The sequence below is a fragment of the Acinetobacter sp. YH12106 genome, assembly GCF_013418995.1.
Taxonomy (GTDB): domain Bacteria; phylum Pseudomonadota; class Gammaproteobacteria; order Pseudomonadales; family Moraxellaceae; genus Acinetobacter; species Acinetobacter pseudolwoffii.
Window position 1 is genome coordinate 36,933 of sequence record NZ_VPAV01000003.1, and the last position, 12,774, is coordinate 49,706.

Annotated in this window: 12 protein-coding genes; 9 read left to right on the top strand and 3 right to left on the bottom strand. The window is 41.3% G+C overall.

Annotated elements, in window-relative coordinates; all coding sequences use genetic code 11:
• Positions 1–14 precede the first annotated feature (14 nt).
• The 5 genes from FTU45_RS04120 to FTU45_RS04140 all read left to right on the top strand — a co-directional run bounded on the left by FTU45_RS04120 (position 15) and on the right by FTU45_RS04140 (position 4,538).
• Positions 15–998: a hypothetical protein gene (locus FTU45_RS04120; protein WP_064101606.1), complete on the top strand. Its 984-nt coding sequence runs from the start codon at positions 15–17 to the stop codon at positions 996–998.
• Complete coding sequence (locus FTU45_RS04125) at positions 986–1,771, top strand: PIG-L deacetylase family protein (protein WP_064101605.1); 786 nt, start codon at positions 986–988, stop codon at positions 1,769–1,771. Before FTU45_RS04120 ends, FTU45_RS04125 begins: the two co-directional genes overlap by 13 nt.
• Complete coding sequence (locus tag FTU45_RS04130; protein ID WP_180075976.1) at positions 1,761–2,375, top strand: class I SAM-dependent methyltransferase; 615 nt, start codon at positions 1,761–1,763, stop codon at positions 2,373–2,375. Before FTU45_RS04125 ends, FTU45_RS04130 begins: the two co-directional genes overlap by 11 nt.
• On the top strand, positions 2,372–3,085 hold the full coding sequence (locus FTU45_RS04135) for a glycosyltransferase family 2 protein (protein WP_005172136.1): 714 nt from the start codon (positions 2,372–2,374) through the stop codon (positions 3,083–3,085). Before FTU45_RS04130 ends, FTU45_RS04135 begins: the two co-directional genes overlap by 4 nt.
• Positions 3,086–3,290: 205 nt before the next feature.
• Positions 3,291–4,538 carry an MFS transporter gene (locus FTU45_RS04140; protein WP_074383135.1) on the top strand — a complete coding sequence of 416 codons (1,248 nt, stop codon included), beginning with the start codon at positions 3,291–3,293 and terminating at the stop codon, positions 4,536–4,538.
• Between the two features lie 26 nt (positions 4,539–4,564).
• On the opposite strand, the gene FTU45_RS04145 is transcribed toward FTU45_RS04140, so the two are convergent.
• Together FTU45_RS04145 and otsB are read right to left on the bottom strand one after the other, a co-directional pair.
• Positions 4,565–5,998 carry a trehalose-6-phosphate synthase gene (locus FTU45_RS04145; protein ID WP_100328863.1) on the bottom strand — a complete coding sequence of 478 codons (1,434 nt, stop codon included), beginning with the start codon at positions 5,996–5,998 and terminating at the stop codon, positions 4,565–4,567.
• Positions 5,955–6,836 carry a trehalose-phosphatase gene (gene otsB / locus FTU45_RS04150; protein WP_180075977.1) on the bottom strand — a complete coding sequence of 294 codons (882 nt, stop codon included), beginning with the start codon at positions 6,834–6,836 and terminating at the stop codon, positions 5,955–5,957. The genes FTU45_RS04145 and otsB overlap by 44 nt, the downstream gene beginning before the upstream one ends.
• A 1,153-nt stretch (positions 6,837–7,989) precedes the next feature.
• On the opposite strand from otsB, the gene FTU45_RS04155 reads away from it, so the two are divergent.
• The 4 genes from FTU45_RS04155 to FTU45_RS04170 all read left to right on the top strand — a co-directional run bounded on the left by FTU45_RS04155 (position 7,990) and on the right by FTU45_RS04170 (position 12,390).
• Entirely contained in the window at positions 7,990–8,235 is a 246-nt protein-coding gene (locus FTU45_RS04155; RefSeq protein WP_005172124.1) for a hypothetical protein, read from the top strand.
• 364 nt (positions 8,236–8,599) lie between these two features.
• The gene (gene sbmA, locus FTU45_RS04160; RefSeq protein ID WP_005096155.1) at positions 8,600–9,793 is read left to right on the top strand and encodes a peptide antibiotic transporter SbmA; all 1,194 of its coding nucleotides are present in this window, start codon (positions 8,600–8,602) and stop codon (positions 9,791–9,793) included.
• 687 nt (positions 9,794–10,480) lie between these two features.
• The gene (locus tag FTU45_RS04165; protein WP_180075978.1) at positions 10,481–11,437 is read left to right on the top strand and encodes a hypothetical protein; all 957 of its coding nucleotides are present in this window, start codon (positions 10,481–10,483) and stop codon (positions 11,435–11,437) included.
• 464 nt (positions 11,438–11,901) lie between these two features.
• Positions 11,902–12,390: a hypothetical protein gene (locus FTU45_RS04170; RefSeq protein ID WP_005172120.1), complete on the top strand. Its 489-nt coding sequence runs from the start codon at positions 11,902–11,904 to the stop codon at positions 12,388–12,390.
• Between the two features lie 15 nt (positions 12,391–12,405).
• Here FTU45_RS04170 and FTU45_RS04175 read toward each other — a convergent pair whose 3' ends face one another.
• Positions 12,406–12,627 (bottom strand): hypothetical protein, encoded by a 222-nt coding sequence (locus tag FTU45_RS04175; RefSeq protein WP_180041197.1) that lies wholly within the window; start codon positions 12,625–12,627, stop codon positions 12,406–12,408.
• Positions 12,628–12,774 lie beyond the last annotated feature (147 nt).

A 12,774-nucleotide genomic window follows, 5' to 3' on the forward strand; every position in this document is an offset into this window, starting at 1 on the left:
GAGGAACCGCATGCATGAACCTCGGTTCAATATTACAAAGATTTGAAACTTCTCCTCTGGAGCTACAAGAAAAAATTCACCACACTTTAATGGAGCTGGTGGAGATTTCCGCTCAGGTGCCATACCCCGCTTCTGGAGCTACCTTAAAACGCTGGCAGATACTCAGCCAGGTCTCAGCCAGTAATCTGAGCTTAGGAAAACTGTTTGAATCGCATTTAGATGCTTTGGCCATTTTGCATGAACTGAATATTCCAGTCATGAAAAATGGCTTATGGGCAGTATGGGCAGCAGAAGGTGGCCCCCGACCTTTAAAGCTGGAAGCAGGAAATCTCACCGGAATTAAGCCTTGGTGTTCTGCATCGGTCTGGGTGCAACACGGCCTGCTCACTTATCGTGATGAGCAGCAACAATCCCAGTTACTGATTCTGGATCTGCAGCAAGAAGGCATTCAGCATTATCAGGATGCATGGCAGGCAGTGGGCATGCAGCATACTTTAACTGCCAGGCTAGAATTGGATCGGGTAGAGGTGGAAAAAGTCGCTGCTCCGGATGCCTATCTGGATCGGCCTGGATTCTGGCATGGTGCCGCCGGCGTGGCTGCGTGCTGGTATGGTGCAACTGTCCGTTTGGCTGAGTATTTAAGGCAGACGTTCTTGGTCAAACCGCATGCCTATAAAGCCATGTATCTTGGTGAAATCAGTCGGGAGCTTCTAGCAACACAAGCCTTATTTTATCAAGTTGCTGAATTAATTGATCAGCAGCCACAATACTCACATGAATTAAACATTCGCAGTCTGCGTGCTCAGGTTGAAGCAACGGCTTTAAACGTGCTCACTCATGTGGGGAAGGCCCTAGGTGCTGCGCCGTATTGTGAGCATCCGCATTTTGCCCGGCTTGCAGCAGATCTGCCGGTATTTATTCGTCAAAGTCATGCCGCATTTGATTTGGAGCGAATTGGTGAATTAAGCGCACAGGAGGAAGCACTATGGACATTATAAGACATGAGATTGTGGGTGATCGTGTCATCCATGGTGAAGGTACAAGGCTGGAAGAATGGCGTACCTGTGAGATTTTGCAACAGATGCCGGAATTCGATATTCCTCAGGTTATTCCAACGGATGCCAGGATCTGCATTATTGCCCCTCATCCCGATGATGAAATTTTGGGCTGTGGAGGTCTGATTCAGCGCCTGGACAAACTTGGATATCAAATTGTACTTTTTGCCGTTACCAACGGGACAGCCAGTCATCCGGGCTCTAGTCTGTATACTCCCGAAGAGTTGAACCAGATTCGTCCTGCTGAAACGCGAGCAGCTTTAGAAGGGTTGCCTTTAAAACAGAATATTCTGCGGATCGCTTTAGACATTCAGGATGGCAAGGTGGCAGAACAGCGTGATTTGTTGCAGCAGCACCTGCAATCTTATCTGCAGCCGAATGATGTGTTAATTACCACATTTGTTCATGATGGGCATCCAGATCATGAAATTACAGGGCAGGTCACCCAGCAGCTGGCGACTGAGCTTAATTTGGCCTGTATTCAGGTCCTGATTTGGGCGTGGCACTGGGCCACACCTGGAGATACCAGAATTCCCTGGAGCGTCGCTCATCAACTCAGATTAACTGAAGAAGAACTGCAATATAAGTCTATAGCTGCGCGATGTTTTAAGAGTCAGCTCGAGCTTGATCCTACCACAGAACAAGCAGCTATTCTGCCAGAACAGGCATTACAACGTCTTTTACAACCCTGGGAGGTGTATCTGTATGAACAGTAACGCAGCCTATGATCAGGAATATTTCGATGCCTTATATGCACTGAATCAGGGAAATCCCTGGCACTATGAACAACGCTGGTATGAACAGCGCAAACGGCAGATTTGTCTGGCGGTCTTGCCGCGTTTGCAGTTTGACTCCGCGATTGAAATTGGTTGTAGTAATGGCATCTTCAGTCAGGAACTGGCACAGCGGACAGCAACTTTAATGTGTCTGGATGCCAACGAAACTGCTATTCAATTGGCTCGGCAGCGTTTACATGCTTATCCGCATGTACAGGTGCTACAGCGGATTGTGCCAGATCACTTGCCGCAACAGAAATTTCAGCTCATTGTGATCAGTGAGATTCTATATTATCTGAACCCGATTGCACTGCAACAGGTGCTGGCATGGTTGCATACTGCACTGGAACCGGGTGGATGTATCTTGAGTTGTCATTGGCGCGCGCCGATTGCAGGATTTAGCTTAAATGGTGAAGAGGTACATCGACAATTAAAAGCCCAGTTAAAATATAAGCATAATCTCAGCGTACAGGATTCAGACTTTCTGGTCGATCTGTGGCTGAATTCTGCGCAATCCGTAGCTGAGCAGGAGGGCTTGAAATGAAGAAAATTGCGGTGGTGATTCCGGCCTGTAATGAAGAAGCCTATATCGAACGTTGCCTGAAGGCATTAAAATCTGCACGACTTTACTTCTTTCAGCATGTGGGAAAATTAGCAGTTCTGCCCGAGATCAAGATTCTGGTGGTTTTAGACAGTTGCACCGATTCTACTGCAAGCAAAGTTCAGCAGTCGGGAATTCAGACGATCAGTTGTCATTTTAAAAATGTAGGAAAGGCACGTCATTTGGGCGTTCAGCACATGATCGAGCAGGGTTGTGACTGGATTTGTTGTACCGATGCCGATTCTTTTGTACAGCGTGACTGGTTTCAGGTCATGTTGCAGCACCAACCGGCGGATGTGATTTGTGGGGTGGTCGATCTGGATGAATGGGGGCATTTAAGCACATTAGCCCGTCAGACTTATCTGAGTCATTATCAGGACAAGATGGATCACCGTCATATTCATGGGGCAAATCTATGTTTTAAGGCCGCGTCTTATCTACAGGTAAACGGCTTTCAGCAACTGGACTGTCATGAAGATGTCGATTTCATCCATCGCCTAGAACATGTCGGGGCAAAGATTATCTGGTCGAATCAGCTCAGAGTGACCACCAGCAGTCGGCTTAGCTCAAAAATTGCAGCCGGTTTTGCACATTTTCTGCAAAATCTGGAGCTTAAACAAGCCGCTGAAAAACCGATCAGCCTATGCAAATAAAATTACAAAATTATAAATTTTATACAATCAGCCACTTGTAAAAAATCTTGAAATTAGCGCCTAAAAGCTATTCCATTTAAAATTATTCTGTTTATAATTCACGCAAATTAAGCCCCGCCTACTTATACATTTCAGCTATAAGTCAGTGGGGTTTTTCTATGGATGATCGGTAATGGATGCCTGAGCCTTCTTTTTAGGTAATACAATGTTTAATCAAACTCTGCTTTCTCGAATTCAGTCTCCATCACCCCATCTATGGCAGAAAATAGCGACTGCATTGTGCTTCTTTAGCTTGGGTTTTAGTACCGCAGCTTGGGCACCTTTAATTCCCTATGCACAGCAGCGCCTGTTACTCAATCATGCAGACTTTGGTCTGTTATTACTCTGTGCCGGAATTGGATCCATGCTGGCGATGCCACTGGCAGGCCGACTCACCAATACATTAGGTTGCCGTGCTGTTCTGGCTGTGGTGTTAACAGCATTTTTGTTTATTTTGCCTGCTTTGGCGTATAGCCCGAATCATTTGATGATGGCGATCAGCCTGTTTTTCTTTGGGGCCAGTGCTGGTGCTTTGGGGGTGACGGTCAATATTCAGGCCGCACAGGTTGAGAAAAAACTTGCTAAAAGTTTAATGTCGGGTTTCCATGGCGTATGTAGCCTCGGTGGTCTGGCCGGTGTGCTGGGAATGACCACGTTAATGGGATTCGGTCTAGCGCCTTTAACTGGCGCAGTTATTGTCAGTGCGATTTTGCTATTGATTGCAATATTGGCTATTCCTTTTAGCTTGGGGACTGAGCCAAAAACAGTGCTAGAGGAAACCTCCTCATCAGAACAGTCAGCGACAAAAGCAGCACCCACCTTGGCGATTCTAGGCATCGGTTTGATCTGTTTTGTGGCGTTCCTGTCCGAAGGCGCAGCGATGGACTGGAGCGGGATTTATCTTGCCAGCCAGTTCAATTTGCCAGCGGCTCAAACTGGTTTGGCTTATAGCTTCTTTGCGGCCTTGATGGTATTGGGTCGTTTCAGCGGACATCTCATTATTCAACAGTTTGGTGAAAAAAATACCATTCTACTGAGTGCAATTTTGGCTGCAACCGGTTTATTGACTGTGGTCTTTGCACCAGTCTGGCAAGTAGTGTTGCTGGGCTATGCCATTCTCGGTCTGGGCAGTGCTAATATTGTACCGTTAATGTTTTCACGTGCAGGCCGTCAAAAAACCTTGGCTTCACATGTGGCATTATCCTATGTATCGGTATTTGCATACACAGGTTCACTGATCGGACCGGCATTGGTCGGTTTCGGCAGTGAAATTATTGGCTTGAGTCTGGTGTTTAGTGTGATTGCGATAGGTCTATTCAGTATTGTGATTTTGAATCATCTGACTGCAGATCCAAAAGATGCACAAGCAGCCGAAGAGCTTATTTCTCCTTTGCAAAACGAAACACCAGCATAATGCTGGTGTTTTTTTCAGGTGTGTATTTAAGCATGCACACTGAACTGGGTGGAAATTCCGCTAGCCACTGGACGATAGATTCGTACACTCTGTGATTTTTTTAAGTCAGTAATAAACTGATCTCGCCAGCGAATAATATCGAAGTTTTTCAAGCCTTGGCTTAAATAACGATAACGTTCTAAACGCTCCGATTTAGACATGCGCAGCGCTTTTTTCAAGGCTTTGGACATACTGTCATGCTCATAAGGATCGACCAGCAAGGCTTCTTTCATTTGTTCGGCAGCACCGGCATATTTAGACAGAATTAAAACACCCGGATCGAGTGGATTCTGCGCCGCAATATATTCTTTCGCCACCAGATTCATACCGTCCCGGATCGAATTGACCCAGCAAATATCTGCCTTGCGATAAAGCTGCATTAAGGCTTCATGACCTAAGGTTTCATAACTGCAATCGAAAGGTTGCCAGTCTGCTGTGCCATGCTGGGTATTGAGTTCCTGCACGGCAGACTGGAATTGCTCATACAGGTTTTTATAGGTTTTGACATCCAGTCGGCATGGGCAGGCAATTTGCAGTTGCTGAAACTGATGTTTAAATTCGGGCTGATCTTCCAGCAAGCTTTGCAAGGATCCGATTTTCTCCAGTAAACCCTTACTATAATCAATCCGGTCGACCGAAATAATGCGTTTATAAGGACGGACTGTCTCGAGATCAAAAGGCAATTTGTTAAGCTGGCTATCAGCCGCCTGATTTTTCAGTTGAACCGGATGCACGCCAATTGGATAACATTTCACATAAATCCGTCTTGACTGATAATTCAGGATTTCATCATGACGATGCTTGATTTTTAAGGTCTGTTCCAGAAACTGGATACAGTTTTTCTGATCGCGTGGGGTTTGAAATCCGAGTACATCAAAGTGAGCCAGATGATGCGCCAGATCCTGATAGGCCGGTAACGTCTGCCAGAGTTTCAGTTCAGGAAAAGGAATATGCAGGAAGAAACCAATACGGTTACGCATACCCAGTTTTCGACAGTAATGCGCCACACTTAAAAAATGGTAATCATGAATCCAGATGATGTCATGGGGAGAGGCGACCTGTTTCAGATGCTTGGCAAAGCGTAAATTGACATCTTTATAGGTTTTGAAATCCTGCGGCTGATAATCCACAAGTTGATGCTGATCATGCATCAGCGGCCATAAGGCATTATTGGCAAAACCACAATAAAAACCCTGATATTGGGGCTCAGTCAAAGGACTCGTATGATATTCAACATTCTGATGTTTGAGGATTTGAAACTTCTGCTCTTTGCCATGATCGACTCTGGAACCATTCCAGCCGACCCAAATGCCGCCAATATCCTGCAAAGCATCCTGCAAAGCCACCGCTAATCCACCTGCCTGTGTATTGTCTGGGTTAGGTAGATTCACACGATTTGATAACACAATGAGTTTTGACATGTGATTTCTCCAATAATTGTTGTTGTTGTGCTTTAAATAATGCTAAAAGCTCCGTTAAAAAAGCTTGTACTTGTGTTACGTTTTCGAGCCGATGTTGTGCTACGGTGTTGCCCGTGCCGACTTTAATGGAGCAGCCTTTTAAGCTATTAATCACCTGAAAGCCAGCTTCATCGGTCAGGTCATCACCGATAAAAATAGGGTAATGATCACTTAAATGAGCTTGCTGGTGAATGTGTTGAATGGCTGAACCTTTGTTTGCACCTTTGGGTACCAGCTCAAATACAAACTTCCCGGCCTTCAGTTCAAATGCTTGAAAGTGGGTCAGACAATCCAATGCAAATGTATGCACCAGATCTTCTAAATGTGGATGTTCACGAAAATGCAGTGCGATCGAATAGTCTTTCTTTTCTATTCGAATCTGAGCAAGCTGAGCGCTATGTTCAGTAATATAATTTTTTAATAATTCAAATTGCTCAGAATTTAAATCAATTAAATGACTTAAACGCGATTGATAGTTTAATTCCAGACCATGTGAGCCGGCAATATTCCAGTCAAAGGGATAAATAAGTTTTTGAGCTTGTACAATAGAACGACCAGTGATTAATACCAACTCAATATATTGTTGTAGCTCTTTCAAGGTATTTAAGGTTTCATCTTTAATTATATTTTTTGTTGGATCAGGATGGAATTCAGAAATAGTTCCATCAATATCAAGAAATAAAATAAGTTTATGAGAATAAATAACTGGATTGAGTTGAGTTAAAATCACTTGAGCTAATAGAGGAGAAGGCACTATAAGTGAATCTTCTACATCTTGATCAGAGTGTTGAGCGGACATAAACTCTACCTAAGTATTTGAAATAAAATTAATTTAAAATCTAAAACTGCCTGATTAATTTTTAATCTAATAAATTTATAGCATATTTCATTTAACAGACTGGATTTAAGTGCAGAAAAGAAACATTTTTAACAAGTACAGTTACTTTGTAAAATTTGGAAATATTTTTCATGTAAAAGATATTATTCTTAATAAACTTTAAAGATAATGCTCTGACTGTTTTTTATTAATTGATTTTTATTTAGGATTATTTTTTATTTAAGCCATAATATTCAATGTGATTGCTTGAGTTGTTTGAAATTTTAATCGCTATAATTTGGTATTTTATTTTTAAAATTTGATATATTTTAAATGTAGATAATATAAGTTAATTTTATTTAAAATGAATTTTTTGGATGAAAATAATTAACCCTATTCTTGGAGTGAAAAAAATAGAAGAGAAGCTGTTGAAAATTATTATTTTTTAAATATATAAAAGGTCATGAAGATATGGGGGCTATTAGAATGTTACAGGATAAGAACTTATTGCTCTATAATTTTCTTTAGATCGGATATAAAAATTTGACGATGTTTAAGGATTTTTTAAATTAGTTTTACAGATTTAAATTTTTCTCATTATTAGATTTTTAATTTTATCATTTGGTATAAAAAGTCACTCATATAGACTGAGGTTTTTTTAATTTACTGGTCATAAATAGCTAGAATATTCAGGTTTCAAAATCAAGACGTTGAGCTTAGATGAAGTTAAGCTAAAGAAAAGGTGTGTAAGGAAAGAAGATCCTTTAAGTATTGGAACTTACATAAAAAGGGAAAATAGGGTGCAAATTATTTAGTCCCGGCCAAAAATAGGTGGATTTTCAACTATAAAGGTGTTTTTTGCACGAATCATATCCCGCTTAGACTGCCAAGGACTTCTCAGAAAAAAAGAGTAAATGAATTTTGAGCAGGGAATAAAATAACGATAACTTACATTCAAAAGGAAGCTTAGTTGAGGGCCGTATCATATCAATTCAGCAGCTGGCACAGATACAACCCGTCTGTTCAAAATAGAGAAAGTGCTTAGAGCTCTCTCCACAGCTCATTTTCATCTTTTAAAGGAATTGTGAAGTTAAAGTCATCATCATTACTGACCAAAAGACTGGTGGGAGTTTGCATGACCACTTTCAAAACAGTGCCTGCCTCAAAAATAATCGGGGTACAATTTTCCTTTTCTAAGGTCAATGGTTTAAGTAATTCAATTACCGAACTTTCCATAGTTTTATTCCAAAATAAGATTACTTTTCGAGAGTTAAATCATAGCATGATTTTTGAAAATTTAACTATTTCTCCAAAAAATGAGAACTGGGTCAATGATTTATTTACTTCAGTAGCAGCAAAACCTTTATCTAAACATCTATAAAGGCCTTATTGAGTATTTGATTTCATTCTATTTATAGAATTTTAAGAAGCTATATTCGTTTTTAATAAAACAGACAGGCCGTACTGATGTACAGGATTTAAAAATACATAAGGCAAAAACTTGATGATTCATGCACCTGATTGCCTCTGGAGCTTTAGATAGGCTGATCAAGAATAAAAAGACTCATTAAGAGAAAAATACGTTTTGAAAATCTATAAAAATAAATTTTATAAGGGACTATGCATCGCTATGTTATTTTTTAAACTAAATTGAAAATTAATGCTTTATAACAGTAAAAGTCTAAAATAAGAATAAACTAGGCGTCATTTGGATGACCCAAATATAGAAGGAGAACTCGGTCAGCATGTTCAAGTCATTTTTTCCGCAACCTGTCTGGTTTTTTAGCAGCCTGATTTTGTGGTTTATCCTTAATCTTGTGCTTTGGCATACTGGCGGATCAGGATGGGGAGTCTATTTGGGTTTCCCTGAAGGCTATTCTGAGGAAAGTCTCGCTATCGGTATCAGTCGTTTCTGGTCAGCCAAGTTTCTCTGGTTCTACCTTTGGTTTTTTCTTGCCACTGCCATATTTGCTCTCTTCTGGACGTGGAAAGCACAACATCCATGGCAGCGTTGGTCAGTCTGGGGCTCGGCTTTTATCCTGTTTAATATCTGGTTTGGAGTACAGGTCAATGTCGTTTTAAATGAATGGTATAGCCCGTTTTATGACCAGATCCAGAAAATGCTAGGCAGCGGTGGCGGAGATGTTTCACTTCTCTATCAAGAAGCTTTAACCTTTATCTATATCGCCATGATTTACGTCACTTTGGCCGTATTTAATATGTTTTTCGTCAGCCATTATGTGTTCCGCTGGCGTACCGCGATGAATAACTATTACACGGCACATTGGGAACAATTGCGTCATATTGAAGGCGCATCCCAGCGTATTCAGGAAGATACCATGCGCTTTGCCAAAACCACGGAACAGCTGAGTGTTTCCCTGATTGAAGCATTGATGTTATTGATGGCGTTTCTGCCTATCCTGTACCAGCTTTCAAGTCATGTAAAGGTTCTGCCAATTGTGGGAGAAATACCGCATGCTTTAATGTGGGCTTCTATTGGATGGGCCGTATTGGGTACCGTCATTTTGATGGTGGTCGGGATGAAACTGCCAGGACTGGAGTTTAATAACCAGAAAGTCGAGGCTGCTTACCGTAAAGAACTGGTGTACGGAGAGGATCATGCTGATCGGGCTCATCCGCTGACACTGCAAGAACTGTTTAGCCGGGTACGCTGGAATTATTTCCGTCTGTATTTTCACTATGCCTATTTCAACCTGGTCCGGATCTGGTACTTACAGTTAGACAATATCTATGGATTATTTATCCTGTTTCCGAGTATTGCAGCAGGAACGATCACCCTGGGTTTGATGATGCAAATCCTGAATGTATTTGGAAAAGTACGTGAGTCCTTCCAATATCTGATTTTATCGTGGCCGACCATTATTGAGCTGATGTCGATCTATAAACGTTTAAAAGCATTTGAATCCCATCTGGATTAATTTTTTCTAAGTTACCCATTAGATTGTAAAAGCCAAATGATTTTATCTTTGGCTTTTTATATCTAAATCGACGTTAATATCTAATCGAAAAGCTTGATCTGACCGTTGGTTAGATCAGATCAGATCAAATAGGAGCAAAACATCCCAATATAGGGGTATTCAGGTCTGGTTTTCCTGATTAGAATCTTAATGACCAGCGAAGATGGAGTTTAATTTCCAGCGGTTTAACGTATAAAAATAAGAAGTGTACGTTGAGGAAATTATTCTGATGCTGATCTTGTTCAGACAATGCTATAGAGGGTAAAAAGTAATTTTTTACACATGATAATAAAGATCTGTACCGTTATCCTGAATAAGCTGCCGAAGAAAGATTGCTATCTTTCTTCGGCTTTTTATGTGGTGTTCTATTTATTTCTGATTCAATCCCGCTGTTATTTATCCTTTAACTACGCGCCAGAAGGATGCTTATCTCAATTTTTATAGGCTGAGGCTTGGCATAATGTATAGGGTTGTGAATGATGTGCCTCCTTTTTATCTTTTAAATTTGATACTTATCAACATCTTGTGTTTGTTGTTTGCTGCTATTTAGGCTATGTTATACGGGAATTTGGGGTTGAGATATTTGCTGTGAAGCTAAACGTAATAATTCTAATAATAGGGGCAATAGGCTTGGCGGGATGTAATAGCGTGAGTCGGCTGAAATCAGGGGTTTTACATCCTTTTGCCAGTCCGGAAGAGCTAATCGCCAAGCGGGCTTTGAATCAACGTGATGGCAGTGCAAAAGATTATATTTATCTTTGGGGGCAAGCACAGAAAAATAACAGCACTCAGGCCATGTATCCGCGTTCGATCCTGACGCAATATTGTCATGAACAAGGCGGTAAATTTTCCCTATTGTATAGAAGTAATTTTAATGCCGTGGCAGATCTTGCCCAACGTAAACGCCTGAGTACAAACCGAGGTGTGATACAGGGCAGCGGCGCCTATCAGTGTCGTATGGATGGCCTGGCTGAAAGCTGGATCGTCTCGATCGAGCCGGTTTCTGAACGACAGGTCGATAAAACCAGCCAGAACCGTAGTGTTCGATTGCTGACCAAGCTGATGAGTGCGACTGAGGCAAGAAACTTTTACCTTGCTGCAAATAAGAACACTGTCGCTACCCAGAAAAAGACTGCTGCATCGATAAAAACGCCTGTAACGAAGAGCACGAATGAACTTAAAGAATCAGCGCGTAAAGAGCAGGAAAGGAAAGAATTAGAGAGAAAGGAATTAGAAAGAAAAGAGTTAGAGAAAAAACAGATCGCGACGAGGGTAGTCCCCGTGAGAGCTTCAGTGGTAGAAACACCCCAACAGCAGCAGATGAAGCTCTATGTGGCAGCACGCCGTGATATTAATAGTGGCAAGAACCTGAATAATGCCTGCAATAATGCGCAGCGTGCCTACAATTATGGCAAATTGCAGGGGACTGAGGGAACTCGGGTTTATACCGAATCTGGTATGCTGGTTGCTCGCTGTTTGAACGGGATTCCGGCCTATGCCAACCGTTTCCCGAATGCTAAAACTCAGGCCAAGCGTGTGCTACAGAATCTGTCTAATAACTATAATCATAGTGGTGCGAAGAATATGTTGAGACAGATCAAATAAGCACTGAATTAAACGCATTTAATCCAGAATCCGTATGATGATTTTGATTCACCAGAAGATGGGATAAAAAATCAGTTCAATCAGGTCGGATATAGAGGATGAGATCCGACTGCGTTTGCTGGGCAGGTCGCGCGATTCGAACATCCATCTTCGAAAAACAGGATGGATCAATAACAATACGGTCAAGCTAAAGAACACAACCAGTCTCCAAGGAAGGATGCTGTTAAAGGTGTTTGCAGTCATCATGATTATTTTTATTGTTTTAATTTGAATAATAACGCTAAGTTTACTCGATCAATATCATCATCTGATGAATAGCATGATGGGATGAAATTTTTTATCTGAATTAATTTTAAATCCAGTTCAGGTTTTACAGAGCTCTATCAGTATATTTCCTTTTTACATGATACAAAGAAACTATTTTCAGCGCCAAAATGCTGATGTCATATTAAAAGGAAGTGGTGATGGGTTTAAAAAGTTCTTCTCGTATTCGTTCATTTTTTCTAGGTGCAGCATTATTGGGAGCAGCACAGGTTACGATGGCGGGCCCAACGGTCGATCAGCTGAGTGACTGTTTGATGAAGTCCACTACAGCCACTGATAAAACCACGGTCTTGCAATGGACATTTGTGGCATTGGGCAATCATCCCGATTTAAAGGCTTTTAGCAATGTGACTGCGACTCAAAAGGAAGCATTAGACAAGAATCTGGCGACGGTGTTGCAGCGCATTTTAGTGGAGCAATGTTCAGCACAGACCAAGGCGGTGATTCAAGCTGAAGGTTTACAGGCTGTGGGCGATAGTTTTCAGGCTTTGGGTAAAACCACAGGTGAGGAAATTTTAAAGAATCCTGAAATCAATAATCAGCTTAAAGGTGTGCTGCGTTATATCGATTTAAATCGTGTGGCACAGACTTTTTTGACACCAGATTTGCTGAATAAGTTGGGGTTGTAAGAGGGTAAGCTGGTTTTATTTGAAAATAGCGATAATGATTTTAATCAGCCAGTAAATAGGATAGAAAATAAATTCAAGCCCATCTGCTAAGCCCAAACCGCGCTGTTTTCTATATGGTACAGGCTGAGCTGCGGATAGTCGTTTACGCCATTTGATCATTATCAGTAAAATGATAATGACCAGAGCAAATAATCCGATGAGGGTTTGAATGATGGTAAGTAATAGTTCAGGTGTCATTTTTGTTTTGCTTGGATATTTCTGATTTTATAGTATAAATAATAAAAATCTTGCTAGTAACCGCTTGCGCTGCATTTTAAAGTAGTGCTTTAAAACTTACTCAGGAGAGGGAGTCTTTTAATAATCCTCTCCCTCTTGCGCGTTATA

What these genes read in the sequence shown, in the direction of transcription:
- FTU45_RS04145 (WP_100328863.1), bottom strand. Translation starts at nt 5,998, where the DNA reads ATGTCAAAACTCATTGTGTTATCAAATCGTGTGAATCTACCTAACCCA.
- FTU45_RS04130 (WP_180075976.1), top strand. Translation starts at nt 1,761, where the DNA reads ATGAACAGTAACGCAGCCTATGATCAGGAATATTTCGATGCCTTATAT.
- FTU45_RS04170 (WP_005172120.1), top strand. Translation starts at nt 11,902, where the DNA reads ATGGGTTTAAAAAGTTCTTCTCGTATTCGTTCATTTTTTCTAGGTGCA.
- FTU45_RS04175 (WP_180041197.1), bottom strand. Translation starts at nt 12,627, where the DNA reads ATGACACCTGAACTATTACTTACCATCATTCAAACCCTCATCGGATTA.
- FTU45_RS04120 (WP_064101606.1), top strand. Translation starts at nt 15, where the DNA reads ATGAACCTCGGTTCAATATTACAAAGATTTGAAACTTCTCCTCTGGAG.
- sbmA (WP_005096155.1), top strand. Translation starts at nt 8,600, where the DNA reads ATGTTCAAGTCATTTTTTCCGCAACCTGTCTGGTTTTTTAGCAGCCTG.
- FTU45_RS04125 (WP_064101605.1), top strand. Translation starts at nt 986, where the DNA reads ATGGACATTATAAGACATGAGATTGTGGGTGATCGTGTCATCCATGGT.
- FTU45_RS04135 (WP_005172136.1), top strand. Translation starts at nt 2,372, where the DNA reads ATGAAGAAAATTGCGGTGGTGATTCCGGCCTGTAATGAAGAAGCCTAT.
- FTU45_RS04140 (WP_074383135.1), top strand. Translation starts at nt 3,291, where the DNA reads ATGTTTAATCAAACTCTGCTTTCTCGAATTCAGTCTCCATCACCCCAT.
- FTU45_RS04155 (WP_005172124.1), top strand. Translation starts at nt 7,990, where the DNA reads ATGACCACTTTCAAAACAGTGCCTGCCTCAAAAATAATCGGGGTACAA.
- otsB (WP_180075977.1), bottom strand. Translation starts at nt 6,836, where the DNA reads ATGTCCGCTCAACACTCTGATCAAGATGTAGAAGATTCACTTATAGTG.